We start from the raw sequence: 23,769 nt of genomic DNA, 5'->3' as shown, positions 1-23,769 counted from the left end.
TCGTTAGCGTGATTCCAGGAATTTTATGAGCAAGAGCACTGCTGAGATCCGTCAAGCGTTTCTCGACTTTTTTCATAGCAAGGGACATCAGGTTGTAGCCAGCAGCTCCCTCGTACCGAACAACGACCCGACTTTACTGTTTACAAATGCCGGGATGGTCCAGTTTAAAGACGTTTTCCTCGGTCAGGATAAGCGCGACTACGCGCGTGCAACGACGTCTCAGCGTTGTGTGCGTGCCGGCGGCAAGCATAACGACCTCGAAAACGTGGGCTACACGGCACGTCACCATACCTTCTTTGAAATGTTGGGCAACTTCAGCTTTGGCGATTACTTCAAGAAAGAAGCGATCGCTTATGCATGGGAACTGCTGACGGGTGAGCAGTGGTTTAAGCTGCCTAAAGAGCGCCTGTGGGTGACCGTCTATGAAACAGACGATGAAGCCTTCGAAATCTGGGCTAACGATATTGGTGTGCCGCGTGAGCGCATTATCCGTATCGGTGACAACAAAGGCAGCGCCTACGCATCAGATAACTTCTGGCAGATGGGCGACACCGGTCCTTGCGGTCCATGCACCGAAATTTTCTTCGATCACGGTGATCATATCTGGGGTGGCCCGCCGGGCAGCCCGGAAGAAGATGGCGATCGTTACATTGAGATCTGGAACATCGTCTTCATGCAGTTCAACCGTCAGGCCGACGGCACCATGGATCCGCTGCCGAAACCGTCAGTGGATACCGGCATGGGTCTGGAGCGTATTGCTGCGGTGTTGCAGCACGTTAACTCCAACTATGAAATCGATCTGTTTGCCAAATTGATCAAATCAGTTGCGCAGGTAACGGGCGCAACCGATCTGGATAACAAGTCGCTGCGCGTTATCGCTGACCATATTCGCTCTTGTGCCTTCCTGATCGCTGATGGCGTAATCCCATCGAACGAAAACCGCGGCTATGTATTGCGTCGCATCATTCGTCGCGCGGTGCGTCATGGCAATATGCTGGGTGCGAAAGAAGCCTTCTTCTACAAGCTGGTTGCGCCACTGATTGAGGTGATGGGTGCTGCAGGCGAAGACCTGAAGCGTCAGCAGAAGCATGTTGAAAACGCGCTGAAGAACGAAGAAGAGCAGTTTGCTAAAACGCTGGAGCGTGGACTCGCGCTGCTGGATGAAGAACTGGCCAAGCTGCAGGGCGATACGCTTGATGGCGAAACGGTGTTCCGTCTGTACGATACCTTCGGTTTCCCGGCGGATTTGACCGCTGACGTGTGCCGTGAGCGCAATCTGAAGATCGATGAAGCGGGTTTTGAAGCCGCGATGGAGCAGCAGCGTCAGCGTGCGCGTGAAGCCAGTGGTTTTGGTGCCGACTATAACAATGTCATTCGCATCGATGCCGCAACCGACTTTAAAGGCTATGACCATCTGGAACTGAACGCGACAGTCGAAGCACTGTTCGTCGACGGTCAGCAAGTTGAGCAGATCAGCGCAGGTCAGGACGCGGTGGTCGTTCTGGACGAAACGCCGTTCTACGGCGAGTCAGGTGGACAGGTTGGCGATACCGGCGTGCTGGCTGGGCAGAATGCTGAATTTAGCGTTCAGGACACGCAGAAGTATGGTAAAGCGATTGGTCATATCGGTAAGCTGAGCAGCGGTCAGTTACGCGTTGGTGACCGTTTGCATGCGCAGGTTGATGAAACGCGTCGCGCACGCATCCGTTTGAATCACTCCGCTACGCACTTGCTGCATGCAGCACTGCGTCAGGTGTTGGGTGATCACGTAGGACAGAAAGGCTCGCTGGTTAACGATAAATATCTGCGTTTCGACTTCTCTCATTTTGAAGCCATGAAACCGCAGGAAATCCGTCAGGTTGAGGATATTGTTAACGCGCAGATTCGCCGTAACCTTGTCGTTGAGACCGAAATCATGGATCTCGATGACGCAAAACAGAAGGGCGCAATGGCGCTGTTTGGTGAGAAATATGATCAGCGCGTACGTGTGCTGACCATGGGTGATTTCTCTACCGAACTCTGTGGTGGTATTCACGCGCTGCGTACCGGTGATATTGGCCTGTTCCGCATTCAGTCTGAATCGGGCACTGCTGCAGGTGTACGCCGCATTGAAGCCGTAACCGGCGAAGGTGCGTTGGCACAAGTGAATGCGCAGAGCCAACAGTTGCTGGATGTGGCGCAATTGGTGAAAGCCAATAGCAGTAACCTGAATGAGAAAGTGCGCGGCCTCGTTGATCACGTCCGCGCGCTGGAAAAAGAGTTGCAGCAACTGCGCGATCAGCAAGCTGCGCAGGAAAGCGCGTCACTAAGCAGTAAGGCGATTGACGTTAAAGGCACGAAGTTGCTGGTCAGTGAACTGAGCAACGTTGAGCCGAAAATGTTGCGTACCATGGTTGACGACCTGAAGAACCAGTTAACGTCTGCCATTATCGTTCTGGCAACGGTTGATGATGGCAAAGTTTCACTGATTGCGGGTGTGACCAAAGATCTCACTGACCGTGTAAAAGCCGGCGAGCTGATTGGCGAACTTGCCTCTCAGGTTGGTGGTAAAGGCGGTGGTCGTCCAGATATGGCTCAGGCCGGCGGTACCAATCCGCAGGCGCTGGCTGGCGCGCTGGCAGGCGTGCAGGAATGGGTAAGTAACCGACTGTAACGTATAAAACTTCGCATTGTGATAAGCGCCAGAAGCCCGTTTTCTGGCGCTTTTTTAACGCGGTGCACACCAGGTAATGACAAAGTCCGGTTGATGTAGTGTATTTCGGCTAAACTAACTATCAGCAGAATGTATTGGCATGGCGAAGCACAATGGTGTATTTGTCATAGGCATTGTTCAGCGTTATATGATGGATACGGCCGGGAGACCGAACAAGCCCGACTCTTTTAATCTTTCAAGGAGCAAAGAATGCTTATTCTAACTCGTCGAGTTGGTGAAACCCTCATGATTGGCGATGAGGTGACTGTAACGGTGCTGGGTGTAAAAGGTAACCAGGTCCGCATTGGGGTTAACGCGCCTAAAGAAGTTTCGGTACATCGCGAAGAGATCTATCAGCGTATTCAAGCCGAAAAAACTCAAGCCTCGAGTTACTAACGGATTCAGCGCCTCGCTCCTGAGCGAGGCGCTACCGGTTTTTCCCCTCCAGTCCCGCACATCTCCCGCTTTCCTTTCTCAATCCCCCAAATCTTTTAACGCCCATTTCTGTTCTCCAGCAGGCTTTCTTTGTTGATAAATCACTCTTTTTGTCGCTAAAGCATCCGAATTGAGTGTCATTTGTGCAATCAAACAAAAGGCTGGAAATAAATGTTTGACTTATAAGTCCGGGAAAGTAATATGTGCGCCACGCAGTGCCGATGAGCAGAAACAAGTTCAGAAGCACGGTTCGGAAGAACGCGTAAGGTGAGGTGGCCGAGAGGCTGAAGGCGCTCCCCTGCTAAGGGAGTATGCGGTCAAAAGCTGCATCCGGGGTTCGAATCCCCGCCTCACCGCCATTTCCGATGCATCCATAGCTCAGCTGGATAGAGTACTCGGCTACGAACCGAGCGGTCGGAGGTTCGAATCCTCCTGGATGCACCATTCGGAATGGTGAAGTAAGAGTGAACGAGCAGTTCCTTTCATGGTGAGTTGTTAGCACCCTGCGTTGTACAAGAATTAACTCGATGCATCCATAGCTCAGCTGGATAGAGTACTCGGCTACGAACCGAGCGGTCGGAGGTTCGAATCCTCCTGGATGCACCATTCTTCGTATCATCCTCAGGTTGTTTCAGTTAGTCCATCGTAAGAAAACCTCAATGCATCCATAGCTCAGCTGGATAGAGTACTCGGCTACGAACCGAGCGGTCGGAGGTTCGAATCCTCCTGGATGCACCATTCCTCTTCAAACTTCTCAAAATTTTCTTCAGCAGTAACTCAATGCATCCATAGCTCAGCTGGATAGAGTACTCGGCTACGAACCGAGCGGTCGGAGGTTCGAATCCTCCTGGGTGCACCATCTCTTCTTCGATACCTTTCTGTTTTTGACTCTCAGTTTCTAAATCCTGCAGCAATCAAATCAACTTGTAAAAAAATCGCTGAATTTACCGGCGTTTATCCACGGCATTGCACTCTGACCTTTTTCTGAAAACGAAAAAAACTAATGCTTTCAAAGCATTTGCGGTTAAGCGCGCCTGGCGACAACCTGAGCGCATTACGCTAAAGTAATGGCTCATTTTGTGGTGCTCGATGGAGTGACAATGTACGACCAATATGACGCCCTGATTTTCGATATGGACGGCACCATTCTGGATACTGAGCCGACACATCGAAAAGCCTGGCAGCAGGTGCTTGGCCGCTATGGTTTCACCATGGATGAAGAAAAAATGGTGGGCTTCAATGGCGCTCCAACCTGGCAACTGGCGCAGTTCATTCTTGAGCAGAACAATGCAACGCACGATCCGCATCTGCTGGCGGCGGAAAAAACCGCTGCACTGAAAGCTATGTTGCTGGATGACGTGCGTCCGCTGCCGTTGATGGACGTGGTAAAGGCTTATCATGGTCGCCGTCCGATGGCGGTGGGCACCGGCAGTGAACACAGCCTGGCAAAAGCCCTACTCGAAGAGTTAGGTGTTTACCACCTGTTTGATGCGGTGGTCGGAGCGGATGACGTACAGCGTCATAAGCCGCAGCCGGATACCTTTTTACGTTGCGCTGAATTAATGGGTATCGCGCCCGAGCGCTGTGTTGTGTTTGAGGATGCTGACTTCGGCGTACAAGCCGCCAAAGCAGCAGGCATGGACGTGGTTGATGTCCGTTTACTGTGAATGAATTTCTGACCTATGGATCGTTATTCGGCAGCAGCTTTCTTAGCGCGACTCTGTTACTAGGAAGCTCGGAAGCGGTGCTGGTTGCACTGCTGATCGCCCAAAAAGGTTCGGTTTATGGATTGTTATTGGCTGCATCAGTGGGAAACACGCTGGGTGGCCTGACCAACATTCTTCTTGGTCGCCTGATGCCGCCAAAAGGGCAAGGGCGATGGCACGACACAGCAATGACGTGGTTACACCGATTAGGACCTGCAGCACTGATTTTTAGCTGGCTGCCGGTAGTGGGCGACTTGCTCTGCGTACTCGCAGGCTGGTTGCGCTTTGCCTGGCTGCCTTCAGTGCTGTTCCTCGCCATTGGTAAAACGCTGCGTTATATCGTTATCGCGACCGCCACATTGCAAACAATGCAATGGTGGCATTGATTCGCACAGATTCGAGGCTACGGCTAACATTATGCTGAACAAAAATAAATTATTAACACAGCGGGAGGTTAACGTGATCCCGGACGTATCTAAGGCACTTTCCTGGCTGGAGGCGCATCCTGACGCGTTAAAGGGTATCGGCCGTGGTATTGAGCGCGAATCATTACGCGTAAAACCCGATGGTCACCTGGCAACCACAGGACATCCTGAGTCACTCGGTTCAGCGCTCAAGCATGATTGGATCACCACCGATTTTGCCGAAACGCTGATGGAGTTCATCACGCCGGTTGATCAGAGCATCGATCGTTCACTGGCGTTTCTGCGCGATATTCACCGCCATGTGGCGCGTGAGTTAGGCGAGGAGCGCTTGTGGCCTTTCAGCATGCCAGGCTTCATTGATGACGTTGATAGCATCGAGCTGGCGCAGTATGGCAGCTCGAACATTGGCAAAATGAAAACGTTGTATCGTCAGGGGCTGAAGAATCGCTATAGCGCGCTGATGCAGATTATCTCTGGCGTGCACTACAACTTCTCGTTGCCGCTGTCGTTTTGGCAGGAGTGGGCGGATGTAAAAGATGCCGAAAGCGGTAAAGAGACCATCTCTGCCGGCTATCTGCGTTTGATTCGCAACTACTATCGTTTCGGCTGGGTCATTCCGTATCTGTTCGGTGCATCGCCAGCGATTTGCTCCTCGTTCCTGCAAGGGCGCGAGAGCAATCTGCCGTTTGAAGGTGATGGCAAGGGTACGCTGTGGCTGCCTCACGCCACCTCACTGCGCCTGAGCGACCTTGGTTATACCAACAAATCGCAGAGCGGTTTGGGTATAACTTTTAACTCGCTGGAAGGTTACGTTGCAGCACTGAAGGCAGCGATTAAAACGCCGTCGGAAGAGTATGCCGCTATGGGCACCAAAGATGCCGATGGCAACTGGCTGCAACTGAACACCAACGTGCTGCAGATTGAAAATGAGCTGTATGCGCCGATTCGTCCGAAACGCGTTACGCGTTCAGGCGAAGCACCCTCTGATGCGCTGCTGCGCGGCGGTATTGAGTATATCGAAGTGCGTTCGCTGGATATCAACCCATTCTCCGCGATTGGCGTAGATGCCGATCAGGCGCGCTTCCTCGATCTGTTCCTGATTTGGTGTACGCTGGCGGATGCGCCAGAAATGAGCGCGGATGAGCTGCTGTGTACGCGTAAAAACTGGAATCGCGTGGTGATGGAAGGGCGTAAGCCTGGCCAGGTCATTGCTGTAGGTTGCAGCGAAAAAGAACATACGCTAGTTGAAGTGGGTAAAGCGCTGTTTGCCGATCTGCGTCGCGTGGCGGAAGTGCTCGACAGCAATCACGGCAACACGCAATATCAACAGGTTTGCGATCAACTGGTGGCATCTTTCGACGATCCTGAGCTAACCTATTCGGCGCGCATCCTGCATGCGATCAAAGAAAACGGTTTGACCGGCGCGGGCGTGGCATTGGCAGAGCAATATCGTCATCTGCTGTGTGAAGAGTCGTTAGAGATTCTGACTGAAGAAGATTTTAGTCGTCAGGCGCTGGAGTCGGTGCAGGCACAAGAGAAGCTGGAACAGAGCGATACGCTGGATTTCGAAAGCTACCTTGCGGGTCGCGAAGGCTAGAAAAGAAAATGGCCACATCAATGTGGCCAAAATAAACATCTCTGTTGTCAGGGATGATGATAACAAATGCGCGTCTTTCATATATTCAGACGCTGGACGAACAGAAAAGTTTCATCGTTTTAAAAAAAATCTCAAAACAGGAGGTGACGTATGCCACTACTGGATAGTTTTACTGTTGATCACACCATCATGGGCGCACCTGCAGTACGCGTAGCAAAAACCATGAAAACTCCGCATGGCGATACCATCACCGTTTTCGACCTGCGTTTTTGCCGTCCGAATATTGAAATTCTGACTGAGCGTGGCATTCATACGCTGGAGCACCTGTTTGCTGGCTTCATGCGTAATCACCTGAATGGTGATGGTGTTGAAATCGTCGACATCTCTCCAATGGGTTGCCGTACCGGCTTCTACATGAGTTTGATTGGTACGCCTGACGAGCAGCGTGTAGCGAAAGCCTGGAAAGGCGCGATGGAAGATGTTCTGAAAGTCAAAGAGCAGGGCCAGATTCCAGAGCTGAACGAATATCAGTGCGGCAGCTACAAGTTGCACTCACTGGATGAAGCGCAGCAGATCGCGCGCAATGTGCTGGCTCACGAGATTGGCGTGAACCGCAACGAAGATTTGAAGTTACCAGCTGAAAAGCTGAAAGAGCTGCACATCTAGTTGAGACACAATGAAAAACGCCGCGATTATCGCGGCGTTTTTGTTTGCAGGCTTCAGGAGCCGATGGAGGATTTTAGTGCGTGGTGCGGCGTGATGCGCACCTGCTTCACCATATTGTCCTGCACATCAAGGATATCGATATCGTAGGCGCCAATCGTAACGCGGGTATCGACCAGCGGAATCTCTTCAAGTGCTTCCAGCAGCATGCCGTTAATGGTGCGCGCATCCTCTTCCGGCAGCGTCCAGTTAAAGGCTTTGTTGATTTCACGCACATTGGCGCTGCCTTCAATCAATACGGAACCATCATTCTGCGGCATCACTTCTTCGGCCAGCGACGGCGACATGGAGGTGGTGAAATCGCCGACGATCTCTTCCAGAATATCTTCGATCGTCACTAAGCCTTTAACATCGCCATATTCATCAACCACCATGCCGACTTTCTTTTTGTTACGCTGAAATTTAACCAGCTGCACGTTAAGCGGCGTGCCTTCCGGCACATAGTAAATTTCATCAGCAGCACGCAGCAGGCGATCTTTGTTGAACTCTTTCTTCTCGGTCATCATGCGCCAGGCTTCACGCACGCGCAGCATGCCAACACAGTCATCCAGTGAATCGCGGAACAGGACGATGCGCCCATGCGGCGAATGACTTAGCTGGCGCTCAATCGATTTCCAGTCATCATTGACGTTGATGCCGACGATCTCATTGCGCGGCACCATGATGTCATCCACGCTGACTTTCTCCAGATCAAGCACCGATAGCAGCATGTCCTGATTACGCCGCGACATCAGCGAGCGCGACTCATGCACAATGGTGCGCAACTCTTCTTTGCTTAACGCCGAACTGATAGAACCGTCGGTTTTAATGCCCACCATGCGCATCAAAATGCGGGTAATGGTATTCAGCAGCCACACCAGCGGCAGCATCACATACTGCAGTGGAGCCAGTAATACGCTGCTGGGATAGGCCACTTTTTCCGGATAGAGCGCCGCGACCGTTTTCGGCAGCACTTCAGCAAATACCAGCACCACAAAAGTCAGAATACCGGTGGCAATCGCAACGCCGGCATCGCCATACAGGCGCATACCGACAATCGTACCGAGTGCGGAAGCGAGAATATTAACGAGGTTGTTGCCGATTAAAACCAGGCTGATCAGGCGGTCGGGACGACGCAGAAGTTTTTCTACCCGACGCGCGCCGCGATTGCCGCTTTTAGCTTTATGGCGCAGTTTGTAACGATTGAGCGTCATCATGCCGGTCTCTGAACCGGAGAAATACGCAGAGACCAGCACCATGATGACCAGCGTAATGATCAGCGTGGTGGTTGAAACGTGTTCCAACACAAAATCCTTAGTGAGAGGTGAGCAGGTGCTGAAGCACGCGACTGCCGAAGTAGGCCATGGTTAGCAGCAATGCGCCGCCACAGTTAAACCACACGACGCGGCGTCCGCGCCAGCCTTCACGATAGTGTCCCCAAAGCAGAACGATGTAGACAAACCAGGCAATGATGGAGAGAACCGCTTTATCCACATTCTCAGCGCTAAACAGGTTATGCATGAAGAGCAAACCGGTGCACAGCACCAGCGTCAACAGCACAACGCCAATCTGCGTGATGTGGAACATTTTGCGCTCAATGCTGAGCAACGGCGGCATATCCTGAGTGAAAGCCAGTTTCTTATTTTTCAACTGGTAATCGATCCACGCCAGCTGCAGCGCATACAGTGCCGCGATGATCAGCGTGGCATAGGCAAACAGCGACAGACCGATGTGAACCATCATGCCCGGCGTGGTTTCCAGATGCGTAATAAAGGCATTGGGCACAAAGGTGGCAAAGGCCAGATTAATCAATGCAAAGCTGTAAACAATCGGCAGCAGCAGCCAGCCACGATTGCGCGAGGCGACAATCGTCATGATGGCGCAGATCAGCAGGCTAACCAGCGAGCCGATATTAAGCAGGCTGAGATTTTGCCCGTTATCAACAGCAAAAATGCGCTGCTGCAGAGCAACGGCGTGCGCAATCAGCGCCACGCAGGCAGAAAGCACAGCAAAACGACGCCAGCCACCGTTGCGTTTAAGCAGGCTGGGAATGATCAATGCAAGGCTGAGGGAGTAGGCGAACAGCGCCACGATCGCGAAAACGAACATAGATCCTTTCAGGTATCGGTCAGATAAGGAAAAAAGCAGTATAGCGCCAGCAGCAGCAGGCTCCAAACGATCTGACGGTCAATTGCAGAGATCGCTTCTTCTTCGTGTTATAATCCGCCGCATTGTGTCGCCTATGGCGGCCTCGCTACGGTTCTAAGTGAGAGAGCATGTTTGATAATTTAACCGATCGTTTGTCGCAAACCCTGCGCAATATCAGCGGCCGCGGAAGGCTGACCGAAGACAACATCAAAGACACGCTGCGTGAAGTACGCATGGCGCTGCTGGAAGCCGACGTTGCGCTGCCGGTCGTGCGTGAATTTATTAATCGCGTGAAAGAGGCCGCCGTTGGCCACGATGTGAACAAAAGCCTGACGCCAGGCCAGGAGTTCATCAAGATCGTGCGCAACGAACTGGTTGCGGCGATGGGCGCTGAAAATAATGCGCTCAATCTGAATGCTCAGCCGCCAGCCGTGGTGCTGATGGCCGGTTTGCAAGGTGCCGGTAAAACCACCAGCGTGGCGAAACTGGGTAAATTCTTGCGCGAGAAGCACAAGAAGAAAGTGCTGGTAGTTTCTGCTGACGTTTATCGCCCTGCGGCGATCAAACAGCTGGAAACTCTGGCTGAGCAGGTCGGCGTGGATTTCTGTCCGTCTGATCTGAGCCAAAAGCCGGTCGATATTGTTCAGAACGCGCTGAAACAAGCCAAAGTGCAATTCTACGATGTGCTGCTGGTGGATACCGCCGGTCGTTTGCACGTCGATGAAGCAATGATGGACGAAATCAAACAGGTACACGCCGCGATCAATCCGGTGGAAACCCTGTTTGTGGTCGATGCTATGACCGGTCAGGATGCCGCGAACACTGCGAAGGCCTTCAACGAAGCGCTGCCGCTGACCGGTGTGATCCTGACTAAAGTCGATGGTGATGCGCGCGGTGGTGCGGCGCTGTCGATTCGTCACATTACCGGCAAGCCAATCAAATTTATGGGGATGGGCGAGAAGACCGAAGCGCTGGAAGCTTTCTATCCAGAGCGTATCGCGTCGCGCATTCTCGGCATGGGCGATGTTCTGTCGCTGATCGAAGATATTGAGAGCAAAGTTGACCGCGATCAGGCGGAGAAACTGGCGAAGAAACTGAAAACCGGCGACGGTTTTGATCTCAACGACTTCCTTGAGCAGTTGAAGCAGATGCGCAACATGGGCGGCATGGCGAGCCTGATGGGCAAACTGCCGGGCATGGGGCAACTGCCTGACAACGTGAAATCGCAGATGGATGATAAAGTGCTGGTTCGCATGGAAGCCATCATCAACTCGATGACGCGTAAAGAGCGTGAGAAGCCAGAAATTATCAAGGGTTCGCGCAAACGTCGTATTGCGCTGGGCTCAGGCATGCAGGTGCAAGACGTCAACCGACTGCTAAAACAGTTCGATGATATGCAGCGCATGATGAAGAAAATGAAGAAAGGCGGCATGGCCAAAATGATGCGTGGCATGAAAGGTATGATGCCGCCTGGATTCCCTGGTCGCTAAGGCGGCCGTCTAAAAGCCGGAAATTTGGCACGCTTAGGTTGCTTTTTGCGCCAAAATGAGTAAAATTTTCGGGCTTTTTATATCGCGCTCGGGCCCCGTTCCTCGATGGGGCCCGAGCGCTTTATTAACTAATGAGGATGTTATGGTAACAATTCGTTTGGCACGTCACGGCGCTAAAAAGCGTCCGTTCTATCAGGTCGTCGTCACTGACAGCCGCAATGCTCGTAACGGTCGTTTCATCGAGCGCGTAGGTTTCTTCAACCCGATCGCTTCTGGTCAGGCTGAAGGTCTGCGTCTGGATCTGGACCGTATTGAGCACTGGGTTGGCCAGGGCGCAACGCTTTCTGATCGCGTTAACGCGCTGATCAAAGAAGCAAAGAAAGCAGCTTAATCTGTCACGGTGGTGAGCATGAGCATTAAACCTGCCGGGCAGCCTCCCGTTAACCCGATTGTATTGGGAAAAATGGGCGCGGCTTACGGAATTCGGGGTTGGCTCAAAGTGTTTTCCTCCACTGAAGACGCTGAAAGCATCTTCGACTACCAACCTTGGTTCATCCAGCGCGCCGGTAAATGGCAGCAGGTCGAACTCGAGGGCTGGAAGCACCACAATCAGGACCTGATCATCAAAGTCAAAGGCATTGACGATCGGGATGCTGCGGCACAGTTGACCAATTGCGAAATTACGGTCGACTCCACGCGGCTGCCAGCGCTGGAAGCAGGCGATTACTACTGGAAAGACCTTATGGGTATGAAAGTAGTGAACCTCGAAGGCTACGAGATGGGCAAAGTCATTGATTTGATGGAAACCGGCTCGAACGACGTTCTCGTCGTTAAGGCAAACCTGAAGGATGCATTCGGTGCGCAAGAGCGGTTAATCCCGTTTCTTGATGAACAGGTTATCAAGAAAGTCGATCTCTCTACTGGCCTTATTGAAGTAGATTGGGATCCTGGTTTTTGATCTCCGGACAATCCGGTAACGTAACGGCGAACGCGATGTGGATTGGTGTTATTAGCCTGTTTCCAGAGATGTTTCGCGCTATTACCGAGTACGGGGTAACTGGCCGGGCAGTAAAAAATGGCCTGCTCGACATTCAAAGCTGGAGTCCTCGTGACTTCACGCATGACCGGCACCGTACCGTGGACGACCGTCCTTACGGCGGCGGACCGGGAATGTTGATGATGGTGCAACCCTTACGGGACGCCATCTCCGCAGCGAAAGCAGCGGCGGGAGAAGGTGCTAAGGTGATTTATCTTTCACCTCAGGGACGCAAACTGGACCAACAGGGCGTTTGCGAACTGGCGACCCATCAGAAGTTGATTCTGGTGTGTGGTCGCTACGAAGGGATAGATGAGCGCGTGATTCACACTGAGATTGATGAAGAATGGTCAATCGGTGATTACGTTCTCAGTGGCGGTGAGCTGCCAGCCATGACGTTGATTGACTCGGTCGCCCGGTTTATACCCGGCGTACTGGGAAAACAGGCGTCAGCCGATGAGGATTCGTTCTCGGATGGTTTGCTGGATTGCCCGCACTACACCCGACCTGAAGTGTTAGAAGGGATGGAAGTTCCGCCAGTTTTACTGTCGGGCAACCATGCCGATATTCGCCGCTGGCGCCTGAAACAGTCGTTGGGCCGTACCTGGCTAAGAAGACCTGAACTTCTGGAAAACCTGGCTCTGACTGAAGAGCAAGCACGGTTGCTAAATGAGTTCCAGCGTGAACATCAGCAGCAACAAAACGATGAGGCGGGAGAGTAATCTTCCCTCACTATCAGTTTACCCAGGATAAGAGATTTAATTATGAGCAACATTATCAAGCAACTTGAACAAGAGCAGATGAAGCAGGACGTACCTTCATTCCGTCCGGGTGATTCCGTGGAAGTGAAAGTATGGGTCGTAGAAGGTTCTAAGAAGCGTCTGCAGGCATTCGAGGGCGTGGTTATCGCTATTCGTAACCGCGGTCTGCATTCTGCATTCACTGTTCGTAAGATTTCTAACGGCGAAGGTGTTGAGCGTGTCTTCCAGACTCACTCTCCAGTAATTGACAGCATTGCTGTTAAACGTCGTGGTGCTGTGCGTAAAGCCAAACTGTATTACCTGCGTGAGCGTACCGGTAAGTCAGCTCGTATCAAAGAGCGTCTTGGCGCGTAAGCGACTTCTCAAAGTTAATAGCAAACAAGGGGTTGGCCATTTGGCCAGCCCCTTTTTTTATGAGCGTAAAAGGGCGCAGGATAATATCCAGGGTGGGCAGTGTATGTTTCCTGAAAATAATGAAAATCAAAATGTTATACCAAAATTTTAGTTGAGAGCATCATCAGAACATAATTAGGTGTAACCTTTAGTTTACATTGCCATTCTGTCACCATTTCTGTTATTCGTATGATTTTAATGGATATTTTAATGTTTTCTGTGATTTTTATTTGATGTGGTAATAAATGTGTACATAGGTGGATTGCAACCTGTACAGGGTGTGATAAAGTAAGCGCCATCCTCAGTGAGGATCCCAAACCGCATAAACGAGTAAAAAGGATCGCAATCATGCAAAAAGACGCGCTGAACAATGTGCATATCGCCGACGAACAAATTTTGATTACCCCGCAAGAGCTGAAAGCCAAATTCCCGCTCACTGTGGCGCAGGAAGCGCAAATTGCGTCTTCTCGCCAAACCATTGCCGACATTATTGCGGGCCGCGATCCGCGTCTGTTGGTGGTTTGTGGTCCTTGTTCGATTCACGATACTGAAGCCGCACTTGCCTATGCCCGTCAGTTGCAATCTCTCTCTGCACAGTTGAAGGATCAGCTGTACATCGTTATGCGCGTTTATTTTGAAAAACCTCGAACCACCGTCGGCTGGAAGGGGTTAATCAACGATCCTTACATGAACAACTCGTTTGATATGGAAGCTGGCCTGCATATCGCGCGTCAGCTGCTGGTTAATCTCGTGGAGATGGGTTTACCGCTGGCGACCGAAGCGCTGGATCCGAATAGCCCACAATACCTTGGCGATCTGTTTAGCTGGTCAGCGATCGGTGCGCGTACCACCGAATCACAAACCCACCGTGAAATGGCTTCAGGCCTTTCCATGCCGGTTGGTTTTAAAAATGGCACGGATGGCAGCCTCGGCACCGCGATTAACGCCATGCGCGCCGCCGCAATGCCGCACCGTTTTGTCGGCATCAATCAGGCTGGCCAGGTTTGCTTGCTGCAAACGCAGGGCAACCCAGATGGACACGTGATTCTGCGCGGCGGTAAAGCACCAAACTACGGTCCAGAAGATGTCGCTCAGTGTGAAAAAGAGATGCTGAAAGCGGGACTGCGTCCGGCCTTAATGATAGATTGCAGCCATGGTAATTCTAACAAAGACTATCGTCGCCAGCCTGGCGTAGCCGAATCGGCTATCGCGCAGATTAAAGATGGAAACCGTTCCATCATTGGCCTGATGTTGGAAAGCAACATTCATGAAGGCAACCAGTCTTCTGAACAGCCACGTAGCGAAATGAAATACGGTGTGTCCGTCACTGATGCCTGCATCAACTGGGAAACCACTGAAACGCTGCTGCGTGAAATCCATCAGGATCTGCAGGGAGTGCTGTCGGCGCGTCTGTCACACGAGGTGTAATAAGTCATGGTGGCTGAACTGACCGCGCTACGCGATCAAATCGATGAAGTAGATAAAGCACTGCTTGGGTTACTGGCAAAACGACTGGAGCTGGTAGCCGAAGTAGGGGAAGTTAAAAGCCGCTACGGTTTGCCGATCTATGTTCCTGAGCGTGAGGCCAGCATGCTGGCTTCACGCCGCCAGGAAGCTGAAGCGCTCGGCGTGTCGCCGGACTTGATTGAAGATGTATTGCGTCGTTTGATGCGTGAATCCTATGCGCATGAAAATGACAAAGGCTTCAAAACGCTGTGTCCGACGCTGCGTCCGGTGGTGATTGTAGGTGGCCGCGGCCAGATGGGGCGTCTGTTTGAAAAGATGCTGACGCTTTCTGGCTATCAGGTCCGCATTCTGGATAAAGGCGATTGGGAACGCTCTGACGACCTGCTGAAAGATGCGGGCATGGTGATCATCAGTGTGCCAATTCATCTGACCGAGCAAATCATCGGTGAGCTGCCGAAATTGCCAGAAGACTGCATTCTGGTCGATCTGGCTTCGGTGAAGAATCGCCCGCTGCAGGCGATGCTGGCCGCGCACACCGGACCGGTTCTGGGCTTGCATCCGATGTTTGGCCCGGACAGCGGCAGCCTGGCAAAGCAGGTTGTGGTTTGGTGTGATGGCCGTCAGCCGGAAGCTTATCAGTGGTTCCTCGAGCAGATTCAGGTTTGGGGCGCGCGGCTGCATCGTATCAGTGCCGTTGAGCACGACCAGAATATGGCGTTTATTCAGGCACTGCGTCATTTTGCAACTTTCGCTTACGGACTGCATCTGGCGGAAGAGAACGTTAATCTGGATCAGCTGCTGGCGCTATCTTCACCGATATACCGCCTTGAACTGGCAATGGTTGGACGTCTGTTTGCGCAGGATCCACAGCTTTACGCGGACATTATCATGTCCTCGGAGAGTAATCTGGCGCTGATTAAACGTTACTACCAACGATTTGGCGATGCGATCAAATTGCTCGAGCAGGGCGATAAGCAGGCCTTTATCGATAGCTTCGAGCGCGTCGAACACTGGTTTGGTGATTACGCGAAACGCTTCCTGGTAGAAAGCAGAAGCATGCTGCGATCGGCGAACGATAGCCGACAGTAAAAACAAAAGGCATCCGTAAGGATGCCTTTTTGCTTAGAGGCGCGGCTCAACCGGTACCACATTCTCGCCTGGATAACAGCCGAGAACCTTTAATGAACGGGTTAAGCCGCTCAACTCGGTTAACGCCAACTGCATACTCTCTGATTGCAGATTGCCCTGCACATCAATATAAAACATCTCTTCCCATGGATTGCCGTTGATTGGACGGTTTTCCAGTTTGCTCATGATGAGGCCGTGGTTACGTAATACCATCAGCGCTTCAACCAATGCGCCCGCTTGTTGACCCGTCGCCATGATCAGCGTTGTTTTCGCCGGAACCTGACCTGAAACCTCAATCGCTTTACGTGCCAGCACGATGAAGCGCGTATGGTTCTGCTGCTGATTGGCCAGATTGCGCTCCAGTACCTGCAATCCATACAGCTCACCGCCCGCTTCGCTACCTAATGCGGCAACCTTTGGTGAATTCATCGCTGCCACTTTCTCCATCGCTGCAGCGGTGCTTTCGGTGTATTCGATTTTCCACTGCGGGAAGCGATTAATGAACTGGCTGCACTGCTGGAATGGCTGAGGATGGCTGTATACCGTTTCGATCTGCTGCAAATTGGTGCTGCCGTTGACCAGCACACAGTGCTCAATTGGAATGGTCAGTTCACCCACAATCGATAGCGTGGTTTGCTGAAGCAGATCGTAAACGTCGTTGATCGAACCAGAGCTGGTATTTTCAATCGGCATCACCGCGTAGTCCGCTTGTCCACTTTCCACCTGATGAATGATGTCATGGAATTTCAGGCAGCCGATCTCAACCATTGAATCAAAATGCCGGGTAGCGTATTTGCGCGCCGCGAGATGTGAGTAAGAACCTTTCGGACCAAGGAATGCAATGCGCGGTGCGTGAGCATGTGGATGGTTGAGATTCTTTTGCAACAAGGCTTGCTGAGTTAGAACTGAATCTTCAATCACCAACTGAAACAGGCGAGTGATGTAATGCGCATCAAGCTGATGCTTTTTACCCAGTGAAATTAAGTTTTCAAGCAGAGCGCGCTCACGCTCAACATCGCGGATAGGGCGATGCGTTGCCAGTTTAGCCTGCGCAACTTCAACGGCCAGTGTTCGACGCTCCGACAAAAGCGCTAAGAGTTTTTCATCAACGGCGCTGATTTTATCGCGTAATGCCAGCAGCGGATTTTCGGGATTCATAGGGCTCACCTGTAAAATGTCCAATAAAAAAGCCTCCCATCTGGGAGGCTTTGTTGTTCGTCTTCGCATTCATTTTCACATGACGAATCGCCTCCCAATCAGGGGAAGGTAAAAAAGAATGCGAAGAAGAACGGCAGATGTTTCATGGCTGTTTCCATATATGAAGTGGCTTGAGAGTAACCGCAGTGATTTAAAGCTGTCAATAAAAAACGCGCCCGGAGGCGCGTTACTAAAGATGTTTGTTTATTCAGTAGGAAGAAAATCTTTCACACTGCTGTTGGCGCGACGGGCTTCGGGTTTATGTTGCGCTTTATTGAGTTGTCGCTCCAGCTTGGCAATCAAGTCATTGATGGCCGTATACATATCATCATGTTTCGCGCTGGCAACCAGCGTGCCGTTGGGCGTATTAATGGTGGCATCAGCCACAAACTCCTTAGGCTCTTTCGATAACACAATGTGAGGGTTTATCAGATGTGTTTGCCATTTTTCCAGCTTGGCGAGACGCTCTTCAACGTGGTTACGGATGGCCTCGGTGATTTCCATTTGTTTGCTGGTAATGTTCAGAATCATAGTTAAACCTCTCTGTCATTTCCGTGTGGGTAGGTCCAGCATACCGCGGATATTAAGAAAATGTGTGATCTAAATCACATTGAAATGTCACTTTTTGTCAATGCCGCTTAATTGTGAGAAAGGCCGGGAAAGTGGCGGGAAATGCTTGAAGACGGCTGGGTAAGGGCGCATGATTGACTGGATAACCGCAGCGATAAATCTCTAAAACTGCTGAGTTATCCACAAAGTGACATAAAAAAAGCAGCCTCGTGGGCTGCTTTTTTGTGGGTGTAATAATCAGGACTGATTATTCGCCGCAATGATTTTTGCCACTTTGTCGGCTTCAGCCGTCAATTGCAGCTGGCGGTATGCATTTTCCATCAACGGCAACGCTTCATGAGTCGCCTCAGTATCCGGATAATCCTTCATCATTGTTTCCACGCGGTTAACAACAGCGACATAGGCACCGCGCTTGGTATAGAATTGCGCCACCGAGAGTTCATACTTCGCCAGGCGCTCTTTCAGGAATGCCAAACGTTTCTGCGCATCCGCAGCATATTGGCTGTTTGGATAACCGCGCAGTAATTGCGAGAAGTCACGGAAAGCATCACGAGCGTGCGTCGGATCACGATCGGAACGATCGATACCGAAGAAGCCCTGCAGTGCAGAATCATCCAGCGCCATATCCGTCAGACCTTTCATATAGATGACATAGTCGATATTCGGATGGGTTGGATTCAGACGCATAAAGCGAGATATTGCGGCTTGCGCCAGTGGCAGATCGGCATTTTTGTAATACGCGTAGATCAAATCCAGCTGTACTTGCTGCGAGTAAGGACCAAACGGATAGCGGTTATCCAGTGCTTCCAGTTGCTTAATCGCCGCTTTAAAGTTACCGTCCTGCAGCTTTTGCTGGGCCGTGGCGTAAATTTCAGACGGCGGGCTGTCCGGGACTGGATCTGATGAGCCAGAACAACCCACAAGCGCCAGGCTCAGGCTCAGTGTGGCAGCAGCCACCAGATGTTTCATACGCGTCATGACGAAATGATTATCCTCAAAGTGTTGTAGCAGAAGCTGTCCGTATAGCTCCCAGTTATGACCAGGTACGATAGCACATTATATTAAACGGCATCGCCGTGAAAACCCAACGTTAACGAAGAAGCTGTATATGGCACAACAAGTTCAACTCACCGCAACGGTGTCCGAAGCACAGCTTGGACAACGCTTAGATCAGACTTTGGCAGAATTGTTCCCTGATTATTCACGTTCTCGCATAAAAGAATGGATTCTTGAGCGCCGAGTCAGCGTCAACGGCACTATCATCGATAAACCAAAAGAAAAAGTTTTTGGCGGTGAGCATGTCTCGATTGATGCTGAGATCGAAGAAGAGCAACGCTGGGAAGCGCAAAACATCCCACTGAATATCGTCTATGAAGATGATGACATTCTGGTCATTAACAAACCTCGCGGTTTGGTGGTCCATCCCGGCGCCGGTAATCCTGATGGCACGGTGCTTAACGCACTGCTTTATCACTATCCTCCAATCGTTGACGTACCTCGTGCGGGTATTGTTCATCGTCTGGATAAAGATACAACCGGTTTGATGGTGGTCGCGAAAACCGTTCCTGCGCAAACGCACCTGGTTGAAACGCTGCAGCTACGCGAAATCACGCGTGAATATGAAGCGGTGGCTATCGGCACCATGACTGCGGGCGGTACTGTGGATCAGCCCATGGCGCGCCACTCAACCAAACGCACGCATATGGCGGTGCACCCGATGGGCAAACCGGCAACCACGCACTATCGCATCATGGAGCACTTTCGTGCCCATACGCGTTTGCGTTTGCGTCTCGAAACCGGTCGTACCCATCAGATTCGTGTGCATATGGCGCATATCAACCATCCGCTGGTGGGCGATCCTCTGTACGGCGGCCGTCCGCGTCCGCCAAAAGGTGCGTCAGAAGCGTTCATCACTACGCTACGTGGTTTTGATCGCCAGGCGCTGCATGCCACGATGTTACGTCTCTATCACCCAATCACCGGTATTGAGATGGAATGGTATGCGCCGTTGCCGCAGGATATGGTTGATTTAATTGATGCGCTGAAAGCCGATACCCTCGAATTCCGCGATCAGATGGATTGGCTATGAGTGAATGGATCATCCCGGATTGGCCTGCGCCGCAGCATGTTCGGGCATGTTCCACCACGCGTTACGGCGGCGTCAGCGCCGCCCCATGGGATTCGTTGAATCTTGGTGGGCATGTTGGCGACGCTGAGGCGCATGTTGCTCAGAATCGTCAGCGCTTAGTTGAACAACTGGCGCTAATTGCGATGCCACAATGGCTTGATCAGATCCATGGTCAAGTGATTGCACGTTTACCCGCCAGCGATCCGCTACCACGCGCTGATGCCGCAATCACGCGTAAAAGCGGGGTTGTTTGCGCGGTGATGACGGCGGATTGTTTGCCGGTGCTGTTTTGTAGCAAGGATGGCAGTGAAGTCGCGGCAGCGCATGCAGGTTGGCGTGGACTCTGTAATGGCGTGCTGGAACAGACCTTGTCGCAGTTTCACTGCGCGCCAAATGACATTCATGCATGGCTTGGTCCGGCAATTGGGCCGCAGGCATTTGAAGTTGGGCCGGAAGTCAGAACGGCATTTATGGCGCATGATTTACAAGCGGAAGCGGCTTTCCGTCCGGCGGGTAACAAATACTTCGCCGATATTTGGCTGCTGGCTCGTCAGCGTCTGCAGGCCGCCGGCGTGCATTCCATCACTGGTTCAATGCGTTGTACCTTCCATGAGCGCGATGATTTTTTCTCCTACCGACGCGACGGAATCACCGGGCGTATGGCAACTTTGATTTGGCTGAGATAACCTTACGCCACAAGACGGTCCAGTTAGCGTATTTTTTGCTCACAACTCAGGTCATTAACCTTGAAAAATTTGAGGGATGACCTCATTTAATCTCCAGTAGCATTTTGACCTGTAATGGGAGGAATTATGCGTCTGGATCGTCTTACTAATAAATTTCAACTGGCACTTGCCGATGCACAGTCCCTTGCTCTGGGACATGACAATCAATTCATTGAACCCCTTCATTTGATGAGCGCATTGCTCAATCAGGAAGGCGGATCGGTGCGTCCGTTGCTCAGCGCAGCGGGTGCCGACGTAGCTGGCCTGCGTACCAGCATTGAACAAGCGATTAATCGACTACCGCAGGTTGAAGGTACTGATGGTGATGTACAGCCATCCACCGATCTGATTCGGGTACTCAACCTGTGCGACAAGCTGGCGCAAAAGCGCGGCGATAACTTTATATCATCTGAATTATTTGTATTGGCGGCCCTCGATTCACGTGGCTCGCTGGCTGATCTTTTGAAATCAGCTGGCGCGACGTCGGAAAAACTCTCTAAGGCCATCGAGCAAATACGGGGAGGAGACAGCGTGAACGATCAAGGGGCTGAAGATCAGCGTCAGGCATTAAAAAAATACACCATCGACCTTACAGAGCGTGCCGAACTCGGCAAGCTGGATCCGGTTATTGGTCGTGATGAAGAAATCCGCCGCACCATTCAGGTGTTGCAGCGTCGTACCAAAAATAACCCGGTGCTGATTGGTGAACCCGGCGTCGGTAAAACGGCTATTGCCGAAGGTTTAGCACAGCGCATCATCAATGGCGAAGTGCCGGAAGGGCTGAAAGGCCGTCGCGTGCTGGCTCTTGATATGGGGTCGCTGGTAGCGGGCGCCAAATATCGCGGTGAATTTGAAGAGCGGCTTAAAGGCGTGCTTAGCGATCTGGCGAAGCAGGAAGGCAACGTCATTCTGTTTATCGACGAACTGCATACCATGGTGGGCGCCGGTAAAGCCGATGGTGCAATGGATGCGGGTAACATGCTGAAACCCGCATTGGCGCGCGGTGAGTTGCACTGTGTCGGCGCAACTACGCTGAATGAGTATCGTCAATTCATTGAGAAAGATGCGGCGCTGGAACGTCGTTTCCAGAAAGTCTTTGTTGCTGAGCCGAGTGTTGAAGATACCATTGCCATTCTGCGCGGACTGAAAGAACGCTATGAGCTGCACCACCATGTGCAGATCACCGATCCGGCAATTGTGGCTGCGGCGACGTTGTCGCATCGTTATATCTCCGATCGTCAGTTGCCGGATAAGGCCATCGATCTGATAGACGAAGCGGCTTCAAGTATTCGTCTGCAGATGGATTCGAAACCAGAATCACTCGATCGCCTTGAGCGTCGCATCATCCAGTTAAAACTGGAGCAGCAGGCGCTGAAGAAAGAGTCTGATGACGCCAGCCTGAAGCGGTTGGAAATGCTGGAAAGTGAACTTGACCAGAAAGAGCGTGAATACGCTGAGCTGGAAGAGGAGTGGAAAGCGGAAAAAGCCTCATTAACCGGCACACAGAACATCAAAGCAGAGCTGGAACAAGCGCGCCTGACGATGGAGCAAGCGCGTCGCGTTGGCGACCTGGGTCAGATGTCTGAATTACAGTACGGTAAAATTCCGGAGCTGGAGAAACAGTTAGCCATCGCTACGCAGTCTGAAGGTAAAACCATGAAGCTGTTACGTAATCGCGTAACGGATGTGGAGATTGCCGATGTACTGGCGCGTTGGACCGGAATCCCTGTCGCACGCATGATGGAAGGTGAGCGCGACAAGTTGCTGCGTATGGAGCAGGAACTGCACTCACGCGTTATCGGCCAGAACGAAGCGGTAGAAGCGGTTTCGAATGCGATTCGTCGTAGCCGTGCCGGCTTATCGGATCCTAATCGTCCAATTGGTTCCTTCCTGTTCCTCGGACCAACTGGCGTCGGTAAAACCGAATTGTGTAAAGCGCTGGCTAACTTCCTGTTCGATAGCGATGACGCGATGGTGCGTATTGATATGTCCGAGTTTATGGAAAAACACTCGGTATCGCGGCTGGTGGGTGCACCTCCGGGATATGTCGGCTATGAAGAGGGCGGTTATCTGACCGAAGCGGTACGTCGTCGGCCTTACTCAGTGATTTTGCTGGATGAAGTCGAGAAGGCGCATCCTGATGTGTTCAACATTCTGTTGCAGGTGCTGGATGATGGTCGCTTAACCGATGGACAGGGCCGTACGGTCGATTTCCGCAACACCGTGGTGATCATGACCTCGAACCTTGGCTCCGATCTTATTCAGGAACGTTTCGGTTCTCTGGATTATTCGGAGATGAAAGAGGTGGTGATGACGGTTGTTGGGCAGCATTTCCGCCCAGAATTTATCAACCGTATAGATGACATGGTGGTGTTCCACCCGCTGGGCGAAAAACACATTGCTTCAATTGCGCAGATTCAGCTGCAACGTTTGTATAAACGTCTTGAGGAGCGTGGCTATCAGCTGCATATCTCCGATGAGGCGCTCAAACTGCTCGGCGAGAATGGCTACGACCCGGTTTATGGTGCGCGTCCATTGAAACGTGCTATTCAGCAGCAGATTGAAAACCCGCTGGCGCAGCAGATTCTTTCTGGTGCTCTGGTTCCGGGAAAAACCATTGAAATGGATGTAAAAGACAATGTGATTGTTGCTCATCAGTAATCACTTCTGATTAAAACGGGCCTGCGGGCCCGTTTTTTTTGGCCTTATCGCAAGAATTAGCTGCTTTTTACAACGCATAGCCTGGAAAGTGAGCGGTCGCACGAAAACTTGAAATTTGCACTTGTCAGCTCCGAATAACTCCCTATAATGCGCCACCACTGAGACGGCAAAGCGGCAACGCAGACGGCTCAGCAGGGAGTGAAGAAATTCATCCCGCCGGATGAAAACGCTGAAAAAAGTGTTTGACTCCGAAGGAGAGTAGCGTAGTATACGCCACCTCGCGACAGGCGGTTCAGCCGCTGTTCGCAACGCTCTTTAACAATTTATCAGACAATCTGTGTGGGCACTCGCAGGATTGATATCAGCGTCTCCGGACGCAACAAAATATCAAAGCCTCACGAGTGAACACATAATGAAATTCATTATGACGTTTTACAGATGAGCACCGCTGAACTTGTTTCAGCAAATCAAACTTAAATTGAAGAGTTTGATCATGGCTCAGATTGAA

General features: G+C 51.6%; 22 protein-coding genes, 5 tRNA genes and 1 other annotated feature. Of the genes, 21 read left to right on the top strand and 6 right to left on the bottom strand.

Features of this window, described 5'->3' with window-relative positions; genetic code table 11:
• Nucleotides 1-25: 25 nt before the first annotated feature.
• The 11 genes from alaS (at nt 26) to luxS (ending at nt 7,521) form a co-directional block, all read left to right on the top strand.
• Nucleotides 26-2,653, top strand: coding sequence for an alanine--tRNA ligase (gene alaS / locus K5Y30_RS08360; RefSeq protein ID WP_222210962.1), 2,628 nt, complete (start codon nt 26-28; stop codon nt 2,651-2,653).
• 249 nt (nt 2,654-2,902) lie between these two features.
• Nucleotides 2,903-3,088 carry a carbon storage regulator CsrA gene (gene csrA / locus K5Y30_RS08355; RefSeq protein ID WP_008104508.1) on the top strand — a complete coding sequence of 62 codons (186 nt, stop codon included), beginning with the start codon at nt 2,903-2,905 and terminating at the stop codon, nt 3,086-3,088.
• A gap of 305 nt (nt 3,089-3,393) precedes the next feature.
• A tRNA-Ser gene (locus K5Y30_RS08350) sits at nt 3,394-3,486 on the top strand.
• 8 nt (nt 3,487-3,494) lie between these two features.
• Nucleotides 3,495-3,571, top strand: a tRNA-Arg gene (locus K5Y30_RS08345).
• Nucleotides 3,572-3,656: 85 nt separating this feature from the next.
• Nucleotides 3,657-3,733: transfer RNA gene (locus K5Y30_RS08340), tRNA-Arg, on the top strand.
• Nucleotides 3,734-3,788: 55 nt separating this feature from the next.
• Nucleotides 3,789-3,865: transfer RNA gene (locus K5Y30_RS08335), tRNA-Arg, on the top strand.
• Nucleotides 3,866-3,909: 44 nt separating this feature from the next.
• A tRNA-Arg gene (locus K5Y30_RS08330) sits at nt 3,910-3,986 on the top strand.
• A gap of 241 nt (nt 3,987-4,227) precedes the next feature.
• Nucleotides 4,228-4,794 carry a fructose-1-phosphate/6-phosphogluconate phosphatase gene (yqaB, locus tag K5Y30_RS08325; protein WP_008108985.1) on the top strand — a complete coding sequence of 189 codons (567 nt, stop codon included), beginning with the start codon at nt 4,228-4,230 and terminating at the stop codon, nt 4,792-4,794.
• Nucleotides 4,791-5,219, top strand: coding sequence for a YqaA family protein (locus K5Y30_RS08320; protein ID WP_222210961.1), 429 nt, complete (start codon nt 4,791-4,793; stop codon nt 5,217-5,219). The genes yqaB and K5Y30_RS08320 overlap by 4 nt, the downstream gene beginning before the upstream one ends.
• Nucleotides 5,220-5,250: 31 nt before the next feature.
• Complete coding sequence (gene gshA, locus K5Y30_RS08315; RefSeq protein ID WP_110868328.1) at nt 5,251-6,855, top strand: glutamate--cysteine ligase; 1,605 nt, start codon at nt 5,251-5,253, stop codon at nt 6,853-6,855.
• Nucleotides 6,856-7,005: 150 nt separating this feature from the next.
• Nucleotides 7,006-7,521 (top strand): S-ribosylhomocysteine lyase, encoded by a 516-nt coding sequence (luxS, locus tag K5Y30_RS08310; RefSeq protein WP_222210959.1) that lies wholly within the window; start codon nt 7,006-7,008, stop codon nt 7,519-7,521.
• 53 nt (nt 7,522-7,574) lie between these two features.
• Here luxS and K5Y30_RS08305 read toward each other — a convergent pair whose 3' ends face one another.
• Both K5Y30_RS08305 and K5Y30_RS08300 read right to left on the bottom strand, forming a co-directional pair.
• A complete protein-coding gene (locus tag K5Y30_RS08305; RefSeq protein ID WP_176973518.1) occupies nt 7,575-8,861 on the bottom strand; it encodes an HlyC/CorC family transporter in 1,287 nt (428 codons plus the stop codon).
• A gap of 10 nt (nt 8,862-8,871) precedes the next feature.
• A complete protein-coding gene (locus K5Y30_RS08300) occupies nt 8,872-9,666 on the bottom strand; it encodes an inner membrane protein YpjD (protein WP_008108993.1) in 795 nt (264 codons plus the stop codon).
• 167 nt (nt 9,667-9,833) lie between these two features.
• Between K5Y30_RS08300 and ffh the strand changes: the two genes are divergently transcribed.
• The 7 genes from ffh (at nt 9,834) to tyrA (ending at nt 15,941) form a co-directional block, all read left to right on the top strand.
• Nucleotides 9,834-11,195: a signal recognition particle protein gene (gene ffh / locus K5Y30_RS08295; RefSeq protein WP_008108995.1), complete on the top strand. Its 1,362-nt coding sequence runs from the start codon at nt 9,834-9,836 to the stop codon at nt 11,193-11,195.
• A gap of 142 nt (nt 11,196-11,337) precedes the next feature.
• Entirely contained in the window at nt 11,338-11,586 is a 249-nt protein-coding gene (rpsP, locus tag K5Y30_RS08290; RefSeq protein ID WP_007893313.1) for a 30S ribosomal protein S16, read from the top strand.
• A gap of 18 nt (nt 11,587-11,604) precedes the next feature.
• Entirely contained in the window at nt 11,605-12,153 is a 549-nt protein-coding gene (rimM, locus tag K5Y30_RS08285; protein ID WP_222185593.1) for a ribosome maturation factor RimM, read from the top strand.
• 35 nt (nt 12,154-12,188) lie between these two features.
• On the top strand, nt 12,189-12,953 hold the full coding sequence (gene trmD, locus K5Y30_RS08280) for a tRNA (guanosine(37)-N1)-methyltransferase TrmD (RefSeq protein WP_192236546.1): 765 nt from the start codon (nt 12,189-12,191) through the stop codon (nt 12,951-12,953).
• Between the two features lie 42 nt (nt 12,954-12,995).
• Nucleotides 12,996-13,346, top strand: coding sequence for a 50S ribosomal protein L19 (rplS, locus tag K5Y30_RS08275; RefSeq protein ID WP_007893316.1), 351 nt, complete (start codon nt 12,996-12,998; stop codon nt 13,344-13,346).
• Between the two features lie 387 nt (nt 13,347-13,733).
• Nucleotides 13,734-14,813, top strand: coding sequence for a 3-deoxy-7-phosphoheptulonate synthase (locus tag K5Y30_RS08270; protein ID WP_222185594.1), 1,080 nt, complete (start codon nt 13,734-13,736; stop codon nt 14,811-14,813).
• Nucleotides 14,814-14,819: 6 nt separating this feature from the next.
• The gene (tyrA, locus tag K5Y30_RS08265) at nt 14,820-15,941 is read left to right on the top strand and encodes a bifunctional chorismate mutase/prephenate dehydrogenase (protein ID WP_222210958.1); all 1,122 of its coding nucleotides are present in this window, start codon (nt 14,820-14,822) and stop codon (nt 15,939-15,941) included.
• A 33-nt stretch (nt 15,942-15,974) separates the two neighbouring features.
• On the opposite strand, the gene pheA is transcribed toward tyrA, so the two are convergent.
• The 4 genes from pheA to bamD form a co-directional block, all read right to left on the bottom strand.
• Nucleotides 15,975-17,138 (bottom strand): bifunctional chorismate mutase/prephenate dehydratase, encoded by a 1,164-nt coding sequence (pheA, locus tag K5Y30_RS08260; RefSeq protein ID WP_222185595.1) that lies wholly within the window; start codon nt 17,136-17,138, stop codon nt 15,975-15,977.
• A gap of 22 nt (nt 17,139-17,160) precedes the next feature.
• Nucleotides 17,161-17,285: a sequence feature (Phe leader region), on the bottom strand.
• Nucleotides 17,237-17,284: a pheA operon leader peptide PheL gene (gene pheL, locus K5Y30_RS08255; protein WP_100703679.1), complete on the bottom strand. Its 48-nt coding sequence runs from the start codon at nt 17,282-17,284 to the stop codon at nt 17,237-17,239. Its footprint overlaps the feature before it by 48 nt.
• Before the next feature lie 96 nt (nt 17,286-17,381).
• The gene (gene raiA / locus K5Y30_RS08250) at nt 17,382-17,708 is read right to left on the bottom strand and encodes a ribosome-associated translation inhibitor RaiA (RefSeq protein WP_008109009.1); all 327 of its coding nucleotides are present in this window, start codon (nt 17,706-17,708) and stop codon (nt 17,382-17,384) included.
• Nucleotides 17,709-17,984: 276 nt separating this feature from the next.
• The gene (gene bamD, locus K5Y30_RS08245; protein ID WP_008109011.1) at nt 17,985-18,725 is read right to left on the bottom strand and encodes an outer membrane protein assembly factor BamD; all 741 of its coding nucleotides are present in this window, start codon (nt 18,723-18,725) and stop codon (nt 17,985-17,987) included.
• Between the two features lie 130 nt (nt 18,726-18,855).
• Between bamD and rluD the strand changes: the two genes are divergently transcribed.
• From rluD to clpB, 3 genes are all read left to right on the top strand, one after another.
• Nucleotides 18,856-19,836, top strand: a complete 981-nt coding sequence (gene rluD / locus K5Y30_RS08240; protein WP_222210957.1) for a 23S rRNA pseudouridine(1911/1915/1917) synthase RluD — start codon at nt 18,856-18,858, stop codon at nt 19,834-19,836.
• Entirely contained in the window at nt 19,833-20,561 is a 729-nt protein-coding gene (yfiH, locus tag K5Y30_RS08235) for a purine nucleoside phosphorylase YfiH (protein WP_222210956.1), read from the top strand. Before rluD ends, yfiH begins: the two co-directional genes overlap by 4 nt.
• A gap of 126 nt (nt 20,562-20,687) precedes the next feature.
• Nucleotides 20,688-23,261 carry an ATP-dependent chaperone ClpB gene (gene clpB, locus K5Y30_RS08230; protein ID WP_222185597.1) on the top strand — a complete coding sequence of 858 codons (2,574 nt, stop codon included), beginning with the start codon at nt 20,688-20,690 and terminating at the stop codon, nt 23,259-23,261.
• Nucleotides 23,262-23,769: the final 508 nt, after the last annotated feature.

The organism is Pantoea sp. DY-5 (assembly GCF_019795955.1).
In the GTDB taxonomy this organism is placed as follows: domain Bacteria; phylum Pseudomonadota; class Gammaproteobacteria; order Enterobacterales; family Enterobacteriaceae; genus Pantoea; species Pantoea leporis.
This window is presented reverse-complemented; position numbering and strand designations above follow the sequence as displayed.

Bases quoted from the DNA above. Each gene is read 5' to 3' on its own strand.
- alaS (WP_222210962.1), top strand. From the start codon at position 26: ATGAGCAAGAGCACTGCTGAGATCCGTCAAGCGTTTCTCGACTTTTTT.
- csrA (WP_008104508.1), top strand. From the start codon at position 2,903: ATGCTTATTCTAACTCGTCGAGTTGGTGAAACCCTCATGATTGGCGAT.
- yqaB (WP_008108985.1), top strand. From the start codon at position 4,228: ATGTACGACCAATATGACGCCCTGATTTTCGATATGGACGGCACCATT.
- gshA (WP_110868328.1), top strand. From the start codon at position 5,251: ATGCTGAACAAAAATAAATTATTAACACAGCGGGAGGTTAACGTGATC.
- luxS (WP_222210959.1), top strand. From the start codon at position 7,006: ATGCCACTACTGGATAGTTTTACTGTTGATCACACCATCATGGGCGCA.
- K5Y30_RS08300 (WP_008108993.1), bottom strand. From the start codon at position 9,666: ATGTTCGTTTTCGCGATCGTGGCGCTGTTCGCCTACTCCCTCAGCCTT.
- ffh (WP_008108995.1), top strand. From the start codon at position 9,834: ATGTTTGATAATTTAACCGATCGTTTGTCGCAAACCCTGCGCAATATC.
- rpsP (WP_007893313.1), top strand. From the start codon at position 11,338: ATGGTAACAATTCGTTTGGCACGTCACGGCGCTAAAAAGCGTCCGTTC.
- rimM (WP_222185593.1), top strand. From the start codon at position 11,605: ATGAGCATTAAACCTGCCGGGCAGCCTCCCGTTAACCCGATTGTATTG.
- trmD (WP_192236546.1), top strand. From the start codon at position 12,189: ATGTGGATTGGTGTTATTAGCCTGTTTCCAGAGATGTTTCGCGCTATT.
- rplS (WP_007893316.1), top strand. From the start codon at position 12,996: ATGAGCAACATTATCAAGCAACTTGAACAAGAGCAGATGAAGCAGGAC.
- K5Y30_RS08270 (WP_222185594.1), top strand. From the start codon at position 13,734: ATGCAAAAAGACGCGCTGAACAATGTGCATATCGCCGACGAACAAATT.
- tyrA (WP_222210958.1), top strand. From the start codon at position 14,820: ATGGTGGCTGAACTGACCGCGCTACGCGATCAAATCGATGAAGTAGAT.
- pheA (WP_222185595.1), bottom strand. From the start codon at position 17,138: ATGAATCCCGAAAATCCGCTGCTGGCATTACGCGATAAAATCAGCGCC.
- raiA (WP_008109009.1), bottom strand. From the start codon at position 17,708: ATGATTCTGAACATTACCAGCAAACAAATGGAAATCACCGAGGCCATC.
- bamD (WP_008109011.1), bottom strand. From the start codon at position 18,725: ATGACGCGTATGAAACATCTGGTGGCTGCTGCCACACTGAGCCTGAGC.
- rluD (WP_222210957.1), top strand. From the start codon at position 18,856: ATGGCACAACAAGTTCAACTCACCGCAACGGTGTCCGAAGCACAGCTT.
- yfiH (WP_222210956.1), top strand. From the start codon at position 19,833: ATGAGTGAATGGATCATCCCGGATTGGCCTGCGCCGCAGCATGTTCGG.
- clpB (WP_222185597.1), top strand. From the start codon at position 20,688: ATGCGTCTGGATCGTCTTACTAATAAATTTCAACTGGCACTTGCCGAT.